Here is a 16,779-nt window from a genome sequence, read left to right on the forward strand (position 1 = left end):
GCGGGAGGGCGCAGAATGCGAGCCGATGATTCAGCCTAACCTCGCCTTCCGACACGCTATTCCCGGTGAGCGGAGATTCATTCCGGGTTCACCCTGCCGTCGCCGAGGCGGACGGCGTGTCATAGGCCCGTCGTAGGCTTGCCGCGAGCGGTGCACGAAGCGAACGGGGCGAGTCGAAGTGAGCATGGCGGGTCACGGCAGAGGGGGCGGCGGTCGCGCGGTCGACGAGGCGGCGCTGCGCCGTCAGAACGCCGAGGCTCCCCGCATCCCCGACCTCAGTCGCCGCGTGGTCGCGCTGTTCCGCCCCTACCGAGGACGGATCGCCATCACCGGGCTGCTCGTCGTCATCGCGGCCGCGCTCGGCGCGATTCCGCCCCTCGTCATCCAGCGCATCTTCGACGACGCGCTGTTCCCGGTCGACGAGCGGGCGGGCGTCGTCGGCGCCGTGCAGCTCGACCTGCTCGTGCGCCTCGTGCTGCTGATCGTCGGCCTCTACATCGTGAGCGCCCTCGTCGGCGTCGCGCAGGCCTGGTTCACCTCGAACGTCGGCAACCGGGTCACGGGCGACCTGCGCGTGCGGATGTTCGAGCACCTCCAGGCGATGGAGCTCGGCTTCTTCACGCGCACGAAGACCGGCGTCATCCAGTCGCGCCTGCAGAACGACGTCGGCGGCGTCTCGGGGGTGCTGACGAACACGGTCGCGAGCATCCTGGGCAACACCGTCACCGTCGTCGCGTCGCTCGTCGCGATGATCCTGATCGACTGGCGCCTGACCCTGATCGCGGTGGTGCTCATGCCGATCCTGGTGCTCGTGCAGCGCCGCGTCGGGCAGATCCGTGCGCGGATCGCCGCCGAGACGCAGCAGTCGCTGTCGGAGCTGACGGCCATCACGCAGGAGACCCTGAGCGTGTCGGGCATCCTGCTGTCGAAGTCGTTCAACCGTCAGCGCACCGAGTCGGCGCGGTATGCGCAGGAGAACGCCAACCAGATCTCGCTGCAGGTGCGCCAGACGATGAGCGGCCAGGGCTTCTTCGCCATCGTGCACGTGCTGATGGCGAGCGTCCCCGCGGTGATCTATCTCGTCGCCGGATTCCTGCTCGCCGGCGATCCCGGCATCATCACTGCGGGAACGGTCGTCGCCTTCACCACGGTCCAGGCGCGGCTGCTGCAGCCCCTGATCGGCCTGATGCGCGTCGCGCTCGACGTGCAGACGTCGGCTGCGCTGTTCGCCCGCATCTTCGAGTACCTCGACCTGAAGCCGGCGATCACGGATGCGCCCGATGCTGTCTCGGTGACGGATGCGCCCGGCCCGGTGGGGCGCATCGAGTTCCGCGACGTGTCGTTCCGGTACCCCGACGCGGCGCCCGATTCGCGGCCCACGCTGCACGGGGTCTCGTTCGTGGCGGAGCCGGGGCAGCAGGTGGCGTTCGTCGGGCCCTCCGGCGCGGGCAAGACGACCATCCTGTACCTCACGCCGCGCATGTACGAGGCGTCCGCGGGCGAGGTGCTGTTCTCGGGGGAGGACGTGCGCCGCCTCACGCAGGAGTCGATCATCGACCACATCGGCATCGTGTCGCAGGAGACGTACCTGTTCCACGCGACGATCGGCGAGAACCTCCGCTACGCGAAGCCGGATGCGACGGACGCCGAGATCGAGGAGGCGTGCCGCAAGGCGAACATCCACCACATCATCGCGGGCTTCGAGGACGGCTACGACACCGTCGTCGGCGAGCGCGGCTACCGCCTCTCGGGTGGCGAGAAGCAGCGGATCGCGATCGCCCGCGTGCTGCTGAAGGATCCGCCGGTCCTGCTGCTCGACGAGGCGACGAGCGCGCTCGACACCGTGTCCGAGCGGATCGTGCAGGAGGCGCTGGAGACCGCCGCCGCGGGACGGACGACCCTGTCGATCGCACACCGGCTGTCGACCGTGATCGACGCGGACGTCATCCACGTCGTGGACGCGGGCCGGATCGTGGAGTCGGGCACGCACGCCGCCCTCGTCGCGATGGGCGGCCTCTACGCCGAGCTCGCGGAGGAGCAGCTCGCCGCCAGCCGGGTGCTCCAAGCCGAGGCGCACGACGACGAGGACCCCGAGCTTCGCACCCGCCGGGCCGACAGGCCCCCGGCCGACGACCGGCCCGCCGCGTTCGCGCCGGTCGTCGTGCTGCCACCCGCTGTCTCCGGAGTGCCGGAAGCATGAGCGACGACCGCGGGACGTCGCGGGTCATCGAGATCGCGGGCGACCGGATCCGCGACATCCCGACCCTCTACGTCGAGCTCGACCGGGCGCTCATGCGGGGAGTCGACTGGCGGCTGGGCGAGAGCCTGGACGCGCTGAACGACGTGCTCTACGGCGGCTTCGGCACGATCGAGGGCGACGAGGCCGTGACGCTCGTCTGGCACGACTTCGCCGCGAGCGCCGCGGCCCTCGGCGTCGAGACGACCCGGGAATGGCTGCGCCGCCGGCTGGGCGACGAGCGCTACGCCCAGGACCTCCTCGTCGCCGACCTCGCCGCGCTCGACGCAGGGACGGGAATGACCTACCTCGACCGCGTGATCGAGGTCATCGAGTCGCACCCGAACATCGCGCTCGACCGGCGCTGAGGCGCGTGCCGGCCCGGCGGCTCAGTCGTCGAGGCACTCCGTGAGCTCGGCGGCGAAGTCGTCCACCGCGGTGCGGGACGCGGTATCGAGGTCGAGCGCCCGCAGCCGGGGGATGTCCATGCGCAGGATCTGGCCGATGCGCGCGCGGGCGGCGACCTCCGGCGCCTCGCGGCGCAGGATGTCGAGCCCGTCGTGCAGCGCGGCGAGGCAGGCGGCGAGCACGACCGGGTCGGCCTCGTGCTGCGTGATCGACGTTCCCTCCGCGCGGACGCGCCAGTGCACAACGGGCTCGGCGACGGTGTCGATCGCGCGCGCCCTGGCGTAAAGGAGGGCTGTGACCGCCTGATCCTCGTACAGGCCCTGCGGGAACTTCACGTGGTGATCCCGCCAGAGGTCGCTGCGGCTGACCTTCGACCACGCGACGATGTTGGCGGTGACCTCGGGGTGCTCGGGGAGGGTGACGCCGCGACGCGCCGGGGCGGTGGACGCCTCGACCCAGGGCTGCACGGGGGAGGGCGCGTACCCACCGTCGACGGGACGCAGACGCGTGTACTGGCCGACCGCGATGTCGCTGCCGGTGCTTTCGAGCGAGCCGACAAGCCGTTCGAGGGCGCGCGGAAGCATCACGTCGTCCGAGTCGAAGAACCCCAGGTAAGGGGTGTCGACGAGCTCGAGGCCCGTGTTGCGCGCGGCACCGAGGCCGCGCTGCGACGGATGCGTCACGTGCGTGAAGCGGTCATCCTGCGCGGCGAACCGGGCGAACACCTCGCCCGTCCCATCGGCGGAACCGTCGTCGACGAGGACGGCACGCCACGCGTCGAGCGTCTGCGCGCGCAGCGAGGCGAGCGCCTCGGCGGCATAGGGGGCCACGTTCCACCCGGGGACGATGACGGTCACGAGCGGGGATGCGGGCACGCCGAGATCCTATGGCCGCCCGGAGGGGTCAGGATCCGTGGACGGCAGCCACGGACGCCGCGATCGCCTCGACCACGGGGCCGAGGGGCGTCGCGTGGCCGTGCGCGAGCGTGATGCGCACCGCGGTCTGCGCGACCTCGGCGTCGATGCCCAGGGCGAGCAGGACGTGCGACGGGTCGGAGCTGCCGGCCGCGCACGCCGAGCCGCTGGACGAGACCACGCCGCGCCGCTCGAGCTCGAGCAGCACTGCCTCGCCGCTCGTCCCCGCGAACGTGAAGCTGGCGGTGCCGGGAAGTCGCCGCGACGGATGGCCCGTGAGCCTGGCGGCCGGTACCGCGGCGAGCACGCCCGCGATGAGTTCGTCCCGCAACGCGGCGACCCGGGGCGCGTTCGACTCCCGCTCGGCCTCCGCGAGCTCGAGCGCCGTGGCGAGGGCGACCGCGCCGGCGACCGACTCGGTGCCGCTGCGGCGACCGCGCTCCTGCCCGCCGCCGTGAAGCAGAGGCTCGAGCGGCACGCGGCCGCGCACGGCGAGCAGGCCGGTGCCCTTCGGAGCACCGAGCTTGTGGCCCGCGACCGTCAGCGCGTCGGCGCCGAGGCCCGACAACGGCAGCCAGCCCGCGGCCTGCACCGCGTCGGTGTGGAAGGGGACCCGCCCGGCTGCGGCACGCAACGCCGGGATGTCCTGGACGGTGCCGACCTCGTTGTTCGCGTAGGCGATGGATACGAGGGCGGTGTCGGCGCGGATGGCCGAGGCGACGTCATCCGGATCCACGATCCCGGATCCGTCGACCGGCAGCCGCGTCACGTCGAAGCCATGCACGCGCTCGAGATACTCGGCCGAGCGCAGGACCGACTCGTGCTCCATCGGCGTCGTGACGATGTGCCGCGCACCGCGGTCGAGCAGCGCCGCGACGGCGATCCCCTTGAGGGCGAGGTTGTTCGCCTCCGTACCGCCCGAGGTGAAGACGATGTCGCCGCGGCGCATCCCGAGCAGGGCGGCGATGCGGGCGCGCGCATCCTCCAGAGCGCCGGCGGCCCGTTCGCCGTAGGTGTGGTGGCTCGACGGGTTGCCGAACTCGCCGGTCAGGTACGGCGCCATCGCCTCGAGCACCTCCGGGCGCACGGGAGTGGTGGCGGCGTTGTCGAGGTACAGCATCGTCATCCGATGCGGATGTCGAGCCCGAGATCGAGCGCCGGGGCGGAGTGCGTGAGCGCGCCCACCGAGATCACGTCCACGCCGGTCTCGGCGATCGCCCGCACGGTGTCGAGGGTCACACCGCCCGAGGCCTCCACGATCGCGCGGCCGGCGATCAATTCGACGCCCCGACGCAGGTCGTCGAGCGAGAAGTTGTCGAGCATGATCGTGTGCACGCCCGCGGCGAGCACGGGCTCGATCTGCGCGATCCGGTCGACCTCCACCTCGACGTGGGTGGTGTGCGGCAGCTGCGCCATCCCGGCGCGCAGCGCGGCGGTGAGGGCGGCGTCGTCGACCGACCCGGCCGTGAGCACCGCGAGGTGGTTGTCCTTCGCCATCACGGCGTCCGAGAGCGAGAAGCGGTGGTTGAACCCGCCGCCGCTGCGCACCGCATGCCGCTCGAACGCGCGGAGCCCCGGCGTGGTCTTGCGGGTGTCGACGATGCGCGCGGGGGTGTGCGCGACCTCGGCGACGTAGCGCGAGGTGAGGGTGGCGATGCCCGACATGCGCTGGGCGAAGTTCAGGCCGACGCGCTCGCCGGTGAGTACCGCCTGCGCCGGACCCTCGACGGCGGCGAGGACCGCGCCCGCCTCGAACGCGGTGCCGTCGGGGGCCCGCACGTCGATCGCGACGCCCGGATCCGTCAGCCGGAAGGCGGCGGCGAACACCTCACCGCCGCTGAAGACGCCGGGCTCGCGGGCGACGAGCTCGGCGCGCGCGGTCGCCTCCGGCGGCAGAAACGCCCGGCTGGTCAGGTCACCCCACGGCGCGTCCTCGTCGAGAGCCGCACGAACGGCGCGGTCGATGATCTGCGGGGTCAGCATGCGGCTCCTACCGGGACGAGGGACGCGGATCGCTCGGTGGTCGCGTCCGCGCGGGGAGAATCGGATCGGAAGTGCGCGCCCGCCGACTCGCGGCGCGCGAGGGCCGCCGACACCACGCCCTGCGCGACGAGCAGCAGGTTCGCGTCCTCGTGCTCGGCGACCGTCGCCGGGGCGGTGGCCTCGGCGCGCCACGCGGCGATCGTCTCGGCCGCGAGCGAGAGACCGTCGGCGTCGCGCACGAGGCCGGCGTGGTGCCACATCAGCCGCTGCAGGGCGGCGCGGGTGAACGGCGGTGCGCCCGCTCCATCGCGGAAGCGGCTCTCGTGCTCGTTGAGCGAGCGAAGCGAGTCGAAACGCGGCGCGCCCGACGGGTCCGCGACCGCCGCCGCGGCCCGCGCGCCGAACACGGCTCCCTCGAGCAGCGAGTTCGAGGCAAGCCGGTTTGCACCGTGGACGCCGGTGCGGGCGGTCTCGCCGATCGCGTAGAGACCGGGGAGCGTGGTGCGCCCGTCGAGGTCGGTCGCGACGCCGCCCATCAGGTAGTGCGCGGCCGGCGTCACCGGGATGGGCGCGGCCGACCAGTCGAGGCCGCGTGCGCGCACGGCGGCGTCGATCGACGGGAAGCGCCCCGGAAGATCCCGGACGTGCCGCGCGTCGAGCCGCACCGGCCGGCCGCCCTGCCGCGTCATCGTGCGGGCGATCGCCCGCGCGACGACGTCCCGCGGTGCGAGCTCGCCATCCGGATGCGCGTCGAACGCGAACCGCCGGCCGTCGTCGTCGACGAGGTGCGCCCCCTCGCCCCGCACCGCCTCGGACACGAGGAACGGCGCGCCCACCGCGAGCACCGTGGGGTGGAACTGCACGAACTCCAGGTCGCGCACCTCGGCCCCCGCCCGCATCGCCGCGGCGATGCCGTCGCCCGTCGCGACGGCGGGATTCGTCGTGCGCGCATACAGCTGTCCGGCACCGCCGGTCGCGAGCACGACCGCGTCGGCGGTGAGCACCGTCGCTCGCCCGTCGACCAGCACCCGGACTCCGCCCACGGCGCCGTCGTGCACGACCAGGTCGGCGAGGAACGCGTGCTCGACGATCCGGATGCCCGCCTCGCGCGCCGCGCGCAGCAGGGCCATCTCGATCGCGAGCCCCGTCGCATCCCCGCCCGCATGCAGGATGCGCGGGAACGAGTGCGCCGCCTCGAGGCCACGCAGCAGCCGCCCGGCGGGGTCGCGGTCGAACGCGACGCCCCACGCGACGAGCTCGCGGATCCGCGTCGGCCCCTCCGTCACCAGCACCCGCACCGCGTCCTCGTCGCACAGGCCCGCGCCCGCGGTGAGCGTGTCCTGGATGTGGTCCTCGATGCGGTCCTCGGGGAAGACCACCCCGGCGATGCCGCCCTGCGCGAACCGGGTCGCGCCGTGATCCGCCGCGCCCTTCGTCACCAGCGTCACCGCCACACCGCGGCGGGTGGCGTGAAGGGCGAACGTCAGGCCGGCGATGCCGCTGCCCACGACGATCGCGGTCGTCACGTCAGGCCTTCCGGGCCGGCGCCTGCGGCACGCAGGCGAGCATCCGGTCGAGCGCGACGCGGGCGGGGTCGGCGACCGAACCCGGAACGGTGATCCGGTTCACGACGCGGCCCGCGACGAGCTCCTCGAGCGTCCACGCGAGGTAGCCGGGGTGGATGCGGTACATCGTCGAACAGGGGCACACAACCGGGTCGAGGCAGAAGATCGTGTGCTGCGGGTGCTGCGCGACGAGGCGCTGGACGAGGTTGATCTCGGTGCCGATCGCGAAGGTGGTGGGCTCGGTCGCCTCCTCGATCGCGCGGCGGATGACATCCGTCGAGCCCGCCTCGTCGGCCGCATCGACGACCGGCATCGGGCACTCGGGGTGAACGATCACGCGCACGCCGGGGTGCTCCGCGCGCGCCTTGTCGATCTGGTCGACGGTGAAGCGGCGGTGCACCGAGCAGAACCCGTGCCACAGGATGACGCGCGCGTCGCGCAGGCCCTGCTCGGACGACCCGCCGAGCGGACGGTGCGGGTTCCACATCGGCATCGCCTCGAGCGGCACGCCCATCGCCTTGGCGGTGTTGCGGCCGAGGTGCTGGTCGGGGAAGAACAGCACGCGGCGGCCGCGCGCGAACGCCCACTCGAGCACCGTGCGCGCGTTCGACGAGGTGCACACGATGCCGCCGTGCCGCCCGACGAAGCCCTTGATCGCGGCGGACGAGTTCATGTACGTCACGGGGATCACCGGCACCAGGCCGTCTGCATCCTGCTCGTCGAGGGGGCCGTAGACGTCCTCCAGCTGCTCCCAGCACTCCTCGACCTGGTCGATGTCGGCCATGTCGGCCATCGAGCATCCGGCGGCGAGGTTCGGCAGGATGACCGCCTGCTCGGGCCGCGACAGCAGGTCGGCGGTCTCGGCCATGAAGTGCACGCCGCAGAACACGATCGCCTCGGCGGCGGGGTGTGCCTGCGCGGCCTTGGCGAGCCGGAAGGAGTCGCCCACGTAATCTGCGTGCCGGACGACCTCGTCGCGCTGGTAGAAGTGCCCGAGGATGACGACGCGGTCGCCGAGCGCCGCCTTCGCGGCGCGGATCCGCTCGTGAAGCTCCTCCTCGGGCGCCTCGCGATACGCCGCGGGAAGGGCGCCCTGCACGGGGGATCCGGTCGGCAGCACGTCGCCCATCGAGGCGCCGGGGCCGTAGCCGGGGGTCGCGTCGAACGTCCAGGGCGACGCCGCGAGGTCGGTGGAGCAGGTGCTGCCGGACGCCGCGCCCGCCACGATCGCCTGGATCCCGTGGTCGACCGACGGGTCGACGGGACGGGGGAGCAGCTGCACGGGAGAAGCGGTCACGAGCGCACCGTCGCCTTCTGGTCGGTTCGACACTTACTGTCGGACCTACATTAAGTCACTCTGACCAGAACTTCCAGTTGATTTCCGTCCGCTTCGCGGGGTAGTGCAGCGTGCGTGCGCGATCGTTCGCCCGACGCTTCGCGCCGGGACTCGCGATCGCGGGCTGTCGCTGCGCTCCATCCCACGCCGGGCGTCGCGTTGTCGAGATGGCTGGCAGTCGCTGCGCTCCACGCTCACTTCGTTCGCACAGGGGCCGGGCGCCGGCGGCAGTCGCTGCGTGCGCGATCGTTCGCCCGACGCTTCGCGCCGGGACTCGCGATCGCGGGCGTGAGCCGGGGCTAGAGGGCCTCGTCCGCCTCGGCGTTGTAGCGGTAGAGCCGGGCGGGGCGGTGCTTGCCCGTGCGGAACGACTCGGTCGGGACGAGTGCCTCCGACCCCTCGAGCAGCCGGCGGAAGTTGGAGGGATCGAGGCGTCGGCCGAGCACCGACTCGTACACCTCCCGCAGCTCGCTGAGGGTGAACTCGTCGGGCAGCAGGCCGGCGGCGATGCGGCTGTAGCCCACCTTGTTGCGCAGGCGCCACAGCGCGTACTCGGCGATGTGGTTGTGATCGAACGCGAGCGTCGGAAGCGCGTCGACGTCGAACCACTCGACGTTCTCGGGGGCGCCGGCGACGGATCGCTGCGCGTCCACGAGGTCGGAGCGCAGCAGCGCCCAGTACACGACCGACACGACGCGCGTGGGGGAGCGGTCGACCTCGCCGAACGTGTACAGCTGCTCGAGGTAGCTCGGGGTCAGTGCGGTGGTCTCCGCGAGCGTGCGCGCGGCGGCCTCGTGCACTCCCTCCGCGACGTCGAGCCACCCGCCGGGCAGGGCCCACATCCCCTCGTACGGCTCGCGGGTGCGCCTCACGAGCGGGATCATCAGCCGATCCGAATCCGGATCCTGTCGCAGCGAGAAGATCACGGTCGACACCGCGACGCGGATCTCGTCCCCCGCAGGTCCCATCGTCTCGCTCACGTCCCCGAGACTACTTCGGTCGGCGCCGGCTGCCCGGGCACCCGCATCCGAAACAACTTGACTGATGTCAACCATCTGCGATGTAGTTGACGCATGTCAACTGATACCGGGCGCCCAGAAACGACCTCGACCCCCGCGATGCGCCCGGCGCAGGTGCTCCAGGCGATCTCCGGCCTGATGGCGGCGATGTTCGTCGTGCTCGTGTCCTCGACGGTCGTCGCGACGCCCATGCCGCGGATCATGTCCGACCTCGGCGGCACGAACACCGAGTACACCTGGGTGCTCGTCGCCGCGTTCCTGTCGATGACCGTGACGACGCCGATCTGGGGAAAGCTCGCCGACATCTTCAACCGCAAGATGCTGCTGCAGCTCGCGCTGGTGGTCTTCACACTCGCGACCGTCGCGGCGGGCTTCGCGAGCCAGATCGGCGGCCCCTCGCACGAGGGCGCCGCGCAGTGGCTCATCGGCTGGCGCTTCGTCCAGGCGATCGGCACCGGCGGCCTGATGGCCCTCGGCCAGGTCGTGATCGCCGACATCATCAGCCCGCGCGAGCGCGGCAAGTACATGGGCATCATGGGCGCCGTCATGGCCGTCGGCCAGATCGGCGGCCCCCTCCTCGGCGGCGTGATCGCCGACAGCTGGGGCTGGGAGTGGTGCTTCTTCGTGTGCGTGCCGATCGCGGTCATCGCGTTCGTCATGATCCAGTCGACCCTTCACGTGTCGAACATCCGCCGCAAGATGAAGATCGACTACCTCGGCGCGGGCCTGATCGTCTCCGGCATCAGCATCCTGCTCGTCTGGATCAGCCTGGGCGGCAAGACCCCCGAGGCGGGCGGGTTCGCATGGGACTCGACCCAGAGCATCGTGCTCGTCGCCCTCGGCGCGCTACTCACGATCGGCGCGGTCGTCAACGAGTTCCTCGTCGAGGAGCCCATCATCCCGGTGCGCCTGTTCGCCCAGCGGACCTTCGCGCTCGCCTCGGTCGCATCGATCGCGGTCGGCGTGACGATGTTCGGCACGACGGTGTTCCTGAGCCAGTACCTGCAGTTCGCGCGCGGTCTGACGCCGACCGACTCGGGCCTCGCGACGATCCCGATGGTGATCGGATCGATGGTCGGTTCCATCGTCGTCGGCCAGCTGATCTCCCGCACCGGCATGTGGAAGCCGTACGTGATCGGCGGCGCCGTCGCGCTCACCGCCGGTCTCGCGCTGATGTCGACGATCCACTACGACACGTCGATCTGGTTCGTCTGGCTGAACATGCTGCTGCTCGGTCTCGGCTCGGGCGTGCTTATGCAGAACCTCGTGCTCGTCACGCAGAACTCGCTGCCGGCGACGCAGCTGGGAGCGGGAAGCGGCGCGGTGACGTTCTTCCGCAGCCTCGGCGGCACCGTGGGGGTCTCCGTCCTCGGATCCGTGCTCGGCACCCAGGTGGGAGACAAGATCAAGGCCGGGCTGAGCGAGCTCATGGCGAAGCTCGACCCGGCGCTCAACCTGCCCACCGTGCTCGTCGAGAACCCCGACTGCGCCGACAGCGTCGAGCGGCTCGGTAGCGGCGCGGTGCCGGCGATCGATCAGCTCTGCGAGCCCGTCCGGATGGTCGTCGAGAGCAGCTACGGCGACTCGATCGCCTTCCTGTTCCTGCTCGTCGTGCCGCTCGCGATCGTCTCCCTGATCTGCGCGATCTTCCTGCCGAACAAGCCGCTGTCGCGCAAGACCGCGGCGCAGCAGATCGAGGAGGAGCTCGGCGCCGAGCTGTCGGCGCTGGAGCCCGCCGAGAAGGGCGGTGCCGGCTTCCGCGAGCTCGTCGAGACGGGGCAGATCACCCTTCCCGAGACGGATGGCCGCCGGCGCGGATCCCGGTACGGTGAGTGAGATGACCGAGTCCTCCGCGATCGACGGCCTCGAGGCCGCGTTCGCGACGATCGGGCCGATTGTCAAGGCGCGGATGGTCGCCATCGCGGCGGCCATCCACCCCGACCTCCGGCCCGCCGGGTGGGGCGTGCTGCGGGTCGTGCTGACCGGTGCGCAGCGCCCCGACGGGCCCGCCGTGACGGTGTCGGACATCGTCGCCGAGACGCAGATGGACAAGTCGGTCGTCTCGCGGCAGCTGCGCGATCTGAAGGAGTGGGGCCTGGTCAGCGTCCGCCGCTCGGATGCCGACGCGCGCGTGTTCGAGGTGACTCCCACTCCCGAAGCGATCGCGCGGCACCAGGCGATGCGCAGGGCGTCGCGCGCCCAGTACCGTGCGGTGTTCGGCGAGTGGGACGAGGCGGACGTCGAGAAGCTCACCGAGCTGCTCGGGCGCCTCGCGCAGAGCGCCCTGCACCGGCTCGACTGAGCCGCCCCGCCGCGGGCTGCATCCCCCTCCGAGACGCTAGGCTCGGCGGCAGTGACACGGGGTGTCCCGATACCGGGACTGAGATCACACCCGTATTCACCTGATCTCGTTAGCACGAGCGGAGGGATGTCGCCGATGAATCGCGCGCGTTTACTGGAGGACCAGGGACTCGATCACGAGGCCCACATCGACGCGGGGGAGATCCTCGCCCGGCTGCGCGAGGCCGTTCCGCTCGTGCAGTGCATCACGAACTCGGTGGTGGTGAACTTCACGGCCAACGTGCTGCTCGCCGCCGGAGCCTCGCCGGTCATGGCGGACGTGCCGGGCGAGGCGGGCGAATGCGCGCGCTTCGCGTCGGCCCTGCTCGTCAACCTCGGCACGCCGACGAGCGAGCAGCGCCAGGCGATGAGCGAGGCCGTCGAGGCCGCCCGCGACGCCGGGACACCGTGGGTGCTCGACCCCGTCGGCGTCGGGGCTCTCACGCTCCGCACCAGGTTCGCGCGCGAGCTGCTGGCGCACCGGCCCGCGGTGATCCGCGGGAACGCCTCCGAGATCCTCGCGCTCGCGGGAGAGGGAGCCGGCGGGCGCGGCGTCGACGCGGCGGATGACGTCGAGCACACCCGGGATGTCGCCGTGCGGCTCGCCGGCGAGACCGGCGCGGTGGTGGCGGTCTCCGGCCCGGTGGATCTGATCACCGACGGTGAGCGGACCGTCCGCGTGCCCGGCGGCAGCGCGCTGCTGACGCGCGTGACCGGTGGCGGCTGCTCGCTGGGCGCCTCGGTCGCGGCGTGCGTCGCGGCTGCCCTCGCCGAGGGGCTGCCCGCCCTCCACGGCGCGGTCGCCGCGCACGCGCTTCACGCGGCAGCCTCCGAGACCGCCGCGGCCGAGTGGGGAGGACCCGGCGGCTTCGCCGTCGCGTTCCTCGACGCGCTCGCCGCGGTCGAGCCGGCGGCGCTCAGCGCGCGCGAGCTGCGCATCGAGCCGATCGGCGGCGCCGCCGCCGCGGCCCGATGAGGGCCGCCCTCGACCTGTCCACCTACCTCGTCGCCGACGTCGCCAGCATCACCGGCCGGCCCGTCGCCGACGTCGTCGACGCCGCCGTCTCGGCGGGCGTCGGGGTGGTGCAGGTGCGCGGAAAGGAGCTCGGCGCGGCCGAGCTGCTGCGCGTGGTGGAGCGGTGCGCCGAGCGGATCGCCGGACGCGCGACGCTGCTCGTCAACGACCGCCTCGACGTGGCGCTCGCCGCGCGGGACGCGGGCTTCGTGGTCGACGGCGTCCACCTCGGCCAGAGCGACCTGCCGGTGGATCGCGCGCGGGACATGCTCGGCGAGGACGCGGTCATCGGCCTGAGCGCGAGCCTGCCGGCCGAGCTCGAGGCGCTGCGGCGGCTGCCCGCCGGAACCGTCGACTACCTCGGCGTCGGCGCGGTCCGCGCGACGCCCACCAAGAAGGACCACCCGGAGCCGCTCGGCTGGGACGGGTTCGCCGCCTTCGCGGCGCTGGCGGCCGGGCTTCCCTGTGTCGCCATCGGGGGCGTCGGTCCCGGCGACGCGGTCGCCGCGCGGCGTGCGGGGGCCGCCGGGCTCGCCGTGGTGCGCGCGATCTGCGCGGCGCCCCACCCGCGCGCCGCGGCCGCCGCGCTGCGCGCCGAGTGGGCGGAGGTCGCCGCATGATCCCGAACATCCTCACCATCGCGGGGTCCGATCCGTCGGGCGGGGCCGGCATCCAGGCCGACCTGAAGTCGATCGTCGCGTGCGGGGGCTACGGGATGGCCGCCATCACGGCGCTCACCGCGCAGAGCACGCAGGGCGTCACTGCCGTGCACGTGCCGCCGGGGACGTTCCTGCGCGCGCAGCTCGACACCCTCGCGGCCGACGTGCGCATCGACGCCGTCAAGATCGGGATGCTGGCCTCGGCCGAGGTCATCGAGGCCGTCGCCGTATGGATCGACGGGCTGCCGGCGAGGCCGGCGGTGGTGCTGGATCCCGTGATGGTCGCCACGTCCGGCGACCGCCTGATCGATGCGTCCGCCGAAGCCGCGCTCAGGGGACTGCTCGACCGCGCCGACGTCGTCACCCCGAACCTGCCGGAGCTCGCCGTGCTGGTGGGCGAGCCGGCGGCGGCGACCTGGCCCGACGCGCTCGCGCAGGCGGCGCGCCTCGCGCGGCGCAACGGACTGCGCGTCCTCGTGAAGGGCGGGCACCTGCCGGGCGACGAGACCCCGGACGCGCTCGTCGGACCGGAGGGGACGCTCGCCGAGTTCGCGGGGCGGCGGATCGCCACGACGAGCACCCATGGCACCGGCTGCTCGTTCTCGTCCGCCGTCGCGACGCTGTACGCGCGGGAGCGCGACTGGGTCGCCGCGGTGGCGGCAGCCCGCGGCTGGCTGCGCGGGGCGATCGCGGCGGCGGGCGACCTCGACGTCGGCCGCCCGGGTGGGCACGGGCCCCTGCACCACGCGCACGCGCTGTGGCGGGCCGATCCGCTGCCGCGCGCCGCGGCCGAGCTCGACACCTGGTGGCGGGAGTGCGCCGACCTGCGCGGCCGCATCGACGACGTGTGGTTCGTGCGGCAGCTCGCCGACGGCACTCTGCCGCGCGACGCGTTCACCCACTACCTGACGCAGGACGCGATCTACCTGAGGGAGTACGCCGAGGTGCTGAGCCGTGCGGGCGAGACCGCGCCGACCGAGGACGAGCGGACGTTCTGGCGCGACGCGGCCCGCGCCTGCCTCGAGTCGGAGCTGACCCTCCACACCTCCCACGACGCGGATGCCCCGGCCGAGTCCTCGGAGGAGACCGAGGCCTACCTCGCGCACCTGCGAGCGGCCGCCGACTCCGGCGACCACGCCGTGCTGATCGCGGCCGTGCTTCCCTGCTACTGGCTCTACCAGGACGTCGGCGAGCGGCTCGCGGCGGCGCACCATCCGGACCACCCCTACGCCGACTGGTTGGGGATGTACGGCGCGCCCGCGTTCGCCGAGGCCACCCTTCGGGCGATCGCGTGGGTGCAGGACGCGGCGCGCCGGGCGCCGGAGCACAAGCTGCAGCGGATGCGCGCGGCGTTCGAGGAGTCGTGCCGCCACGAGCTGGCGTTCTTCGCCCAGCGCGCGCCGGCCCGCCGATAGTCGCGGCGCGCCGGAAGCCGGTGCGGCGCGACACCGCGCGATATGCTGACCCCAGCACTGCGCGCATCCTCTGGCGCGGCACAACCGAATACGGCCCCATGAACCGCGCGGGAGAGTCGTCGGGCGTCAGGATCGAAGCATCCGGACGCGACCGCGACACCGAAGGAGCAAGCCTCCCCGCCAATCTCTCAGGTGCACGTACCGTGCGGCTCGGGCCACTCTGAAAAGCGGAGCCCACGCTCCCGCCGACGGTGAAAGACGAACGTCCTCGAGGCGGTCGCCGAAACTCTCAGGTCCATGACAGAGGGGGAGTTCTCCCGGGTCTCATCCGAGATCCGGGGCACAGGAGAACTCATGGACGCCTTCGACAGCCCTCAGGCACCGGATCCGCAGCCGCAGGATCCGCGCGATACCCCGCTGCGCGGTGAGCACGAGGAGCTCGGCGCCTCGTTCACCGATTTCGGCGGCTGGCTGATGCCGGTGCGGTACACCTCCGACCTCGCCGAGCACCACGCCGTGCGCACGGCCGCCGGCCTGTTCGACATCTCGCACATGGGCGAGATCCTCGTCGAGGGATCCGGCGCCGGCGCCTTCCTCGACCATGCCCTGGCCGGTGCGATCTCGGCCGTTCCCGTCGGCAAGGCCAAGTACACGATGATCCTCGCCGAGGACGGCGGCATCCTCGACGACCTGATCATCTACCGGCTGCAGGATGATGAGTTCCTCGTCATCGCGAACGCGGGGAACCGCGAGACGGTCGCCCGCGCGCTGACCGACCGCGTCGCCGGATTCGACGCCACGGTGGCGGACGAGAGCGACGACTACGCGCTGATCGCCGTGCAGGGCCCGGCGGCCGAGCGCATCCTCGCCGCGACGGAGGGCATCGCCGAGCTGACTCCCGAACTCGGCGAGATCCGCAACTACGCCTGGGGTTCGGCCGTGTTCGCGGGGGAGCCGCTGCTGATCGCCCGCACGGGATATACCGGCGAGGACGGCTTCGAGCTGCTCGTCCCCGTCTCGGCGGCCGTGTCACTGTGGCGCGCCGTGCTCGCCGCGGGCGAGCCCGAGGGCCTCGTGCCCGCGGGGCTGGCCGCGCGCGACACGCTGCGCCTCGAGGCGGGGATGCCGCTGTACGGCCACGAGCTCTCGCGCGACATCGTTCCCGCCCAGGCAGGCCTCGGCCGCGTGATCCCCGCGGGGAAGACCGGCTTCATCGGCGAGCACACGCCGCGCCCCGACGCCCGGGTGCTCATCGGCCTCGCCGCCGAGGGACGCCGTGCCGGACGCGCCGGCTACGGCGTCTACCGGGGCGACGAGCTCGTCGGCGAGATCACGAGCGGCGCGCTCAGCCCGACCCTCGGGCACCCCATCGCCATGGCCTTCGTGGATCCGTCCGCGAAGGACGCCCCCGACCTGACAATCGACATCCGCGGCACGCGCATCCCGGCGTCCGTCACCGCCCTGCCCTTCTACCGGAGGAACTCATGACCGATCTCACCGCCCTCAAGTACACCCCCGAGCACGAGTGGATCGCGCTGGACGGCGACGTCGCCACCGTGGGCGTCACCGACTACGCGGCCGACCAGCTGGGCGACGTCGTGTACGTCGACCTCCCCGCCGTCGGCACCGCCATCACCGCCGGCCAGGTGTTCGGCGAGATCGAGTCGACCAAGTCGGTCTCCGAGCTCTACGCGCCCGTCGACGGCGAGGTGATCGAGGTCAACGGCGACGTGGATGCGGATCCCGCCGTCGTGAACTCCGACGCGTTCGCCGCCTGGCTGATCCGCATCCGCATCACGGGCGAGCCCGCGGGCCTGCTCGACCGCGACGCGTACGTCGGCCTGACGGGCGGCGACGCGTGAGCCTCGACTACGCCGCCCGGCACATCG

Annotated in this window: 15 protein-coding genes and 3 riboswitches; of the genes, 9 read left to right on the top strand and 6 right to left on the bottom strand. The window is 72.5% G+C overall.

All coding sequences use genetic code 11. The annotated features are described in order from the left end of the window. Nucleotides 1–184: 184 nt before the first annotated feature. The gene (locus ABD161_RS03375; protein WP_344000092.1) at nt 185–2,200 is read left to right on the top strand and encodes an ABC transporter ATP-binding protein; all 2,016 of its coding nucleotides are present in this window, start codon (nt 185–187) and stop codon (nt 2,198–2,200) included. After that, complete coding sequence (locus tag ABD161_RS03380) at nt 2,197–2,604, top strand: barstar family protein (protein WP_343999682.1); 408 nt, start codon at nt 2,197–2,199, stop codon at nt 2,602–2,604. The genes ABD161_RS03375 and ABD161_RS03380 overlap by 4 nt, the downstream gene beginning before the upstream one ends. 21 nt (nt 2,605–2,625) lie before the next feature. Here the strand turns inward: ABD161_RS03380 and ABD161_RS03385 are convergent, their stop codons facing one another. The 6 genes from ABD161_RS03385 to ABD161_RS03410 form a co-directional block, all read right to left on the bottom strand. After that, a complete protein-coding gene (locus tag ABD161_RS03385; protein WP_343999684.1) occupies nt 2,626–3,519 on the bottom strand; it encodes a glycosyltransferase family 2 protein in 894 nt (297 codons plus the stop codon). A gap of 28 nt (nt 3,520–3,547) precedes the next feature. After that, complete coding sequence (locus ABD161_RS03390; RefSeq protein ID WP_344000094.1) at nt 3,548–4,678, bottom strand: cysteine desulfurase family protein; 1,131 nt, start codon at nt 4,676–4,678, stop codon at nt 3,548–3,550. Between the two features lie 2 nt (nt 4,679–4,680). Then, the gene (gene nadC, locus ABD161_RS03395) at nt 4,681–5,541 is read right to left on the bottom strand and encodes a carboxylating nicotinate-nucleotide diphosphorylase (protein ID WP_343999686.1); all 861 of its coding nucleotides are present in this window, start codon (nt 5,539–5,541) and stop codon (nt 4,681–4,683) included. Further along, nucleotides 5,535–7,067, bottom strand: a complete 1,533-nt coding sequence (gene nadB / locus ABD161_RS03400) for an L-aspartate oxidase (protein WP_343999688.1) — start codon at nt 7,065–7,067, stop codon at nt 5,535–5,537. Before nadB ends, nadC begins: the two co-directional genes overlap by 7 nt. A 1-nt stretch (nt 7,068) precedes the next feature. After that, nucleotides 7,069–8,403, bottom strand: coding sequence for a quinolinate synthase NadA (nadA, locus tag ABD161_RS03405; protein ID WP_343999690.1), 1,335 nt, complete (start codon nt 8,401–8,403; stop codon nt 7,069–7,071). Between the two features lie 338 nt (nt 8,404–8,741). Further along, the gene (locus ABD161_RS03410) at nt 8,742–9,410 is read right to left on the bottom strand and encodes an NUDIX hydrolase (RefSeq protein ID WP_344000096.1); all 669 of its coding nucleotides are present in this window, start codon (nt 9,408–9,410) and stop codon (nt 8,742–8,744) included. 105 nt (nt 9,411–9,515) lie between these two features. On the opposite strand from ABD161_RS03410, the gene ABD161_RS03415 reads away from it, so the two are divergent. The 7 genes from ABD161_RS03415 to gcvH all read left to right on the top strand — a co-directional run bounded on the left by ABD161_RS03415 (nt 9,516) and on the right by gcvH (nt 16,752). After that, nucleotides 9,516–11,297 (top strand): MDR family MFS transporter, encoded by a 1,782-nt coding sequence (locus ABD161_RS03415; RefSeq protein WP_343999692.1) that lies wholly within the window; start codon nt 9,516–9,518, stop codon nt 11,295–11,297. Between the two features lies 1 nt (nt 11,298). After that, a complete protein-coding gene (locus ABD161_RS03420) occupies nt 11,299–11,763 on the top strand; it encodes a MarR family winged helix-turn-helix transcriptional regulator (RefSeq protein ID WP_343999694.1) in 465 nt (154 codons plus the stop codon). Nucleotides 11,764–11,810: 47 nt separating this feature from the next. Next, nucleotides 11,811–11,907: riboswitch (TPP riboswitch) on the top strand. Further along, nucleotides 11,899–12,777, top strand: a complete 879-nt coding sequence (gene thiM / locus ABD161_RS03425) for a hydroxyethylthiazole kinase (RefSeq protein WP_344000098.1) — start codon at nt 11,899–11,901, stop codon at nt 12,775–12,777. It overlaps the preceding riboswitch by 9 nt. After that, nucleotides 12,774–13,436, top strand: a complete 663-nt coding sequence (gene thiE / locus ABD161_RS03430) for a thiamine phosphate synthase (protein ID WP_343999696.1) — start codon at nt 12,774–12,776, stop codon at nt 13,434–13,436. Before thiM ends, thiE begins: the two co-directional genes overlap by 4 nt. Continuing rightward, nucleotides 13,433–14,890: a bifunctional hydroxymethylpyrimidine kinase/phosphomethylpyrimidine kinase gene (gene thiD / locus ABD161_RS03435; RefSeq protein ID WP_343999698.1), complete on the top strand. Its 1,458-nt coding sequence runs from the start codon at nt 13,433–13,435 to the stop codon at nt 14,888–14,890. Before thiE ends, thiD begins: the two co-directional genes overlap by 4 nt. Nucleotides 14,891–14,988: 98 nt before the next feature. Further along, nucleotides 14,989–15,104: riboswitch (glycine riboswitch) on the top strand. Then, nucleotides 15,105–15,204: riboswitch (glycine riboswitch) on the top strand. It begins immediately after the preceding riboswitch. Between the two features lie 40 nt (nt 15,205–15,244). Beyond that, nucleotides 15,245–16,378 (top strand): glycine cleavage system aminomethyltransferase GcvT, encoded by a 1,134-nt coding sequence (gene gcvT / locus ABD161_RS03440; protein ID WP_343999700.1) that lies wholly within the window; start codon nt 15,245–15,247, stop codon nt 16,376–16,378. After that, on the top strand, nt 16,375–16,752 hold the full coding sequence (gene gcvH / locus ABD161_RS03445) for a glycine cleavage system protein GcvH (RefSeq protein WP_343999702.1): 378 nt from the start codon (nt 16,375–16,377) through the stop codon (nt 16,750–16,752). Before gcvT ends, gcvH begins: the two co-directional genes overlap by 4 nt. Nucleotides 16,753–16,779 lie beyond the last annotated feature (27 nt).

The sequence above is a fragment of the Microbacterium paludicola genome (assembly GCF_039529675.1).
In the GTDB taxonomy this organism is placed as follows: Bacteria; Actinomycetota; Actinomycetes; order Actinomycetales; family Microbacteriaceae; genus Microbacterium; species Microbacterium paludicola.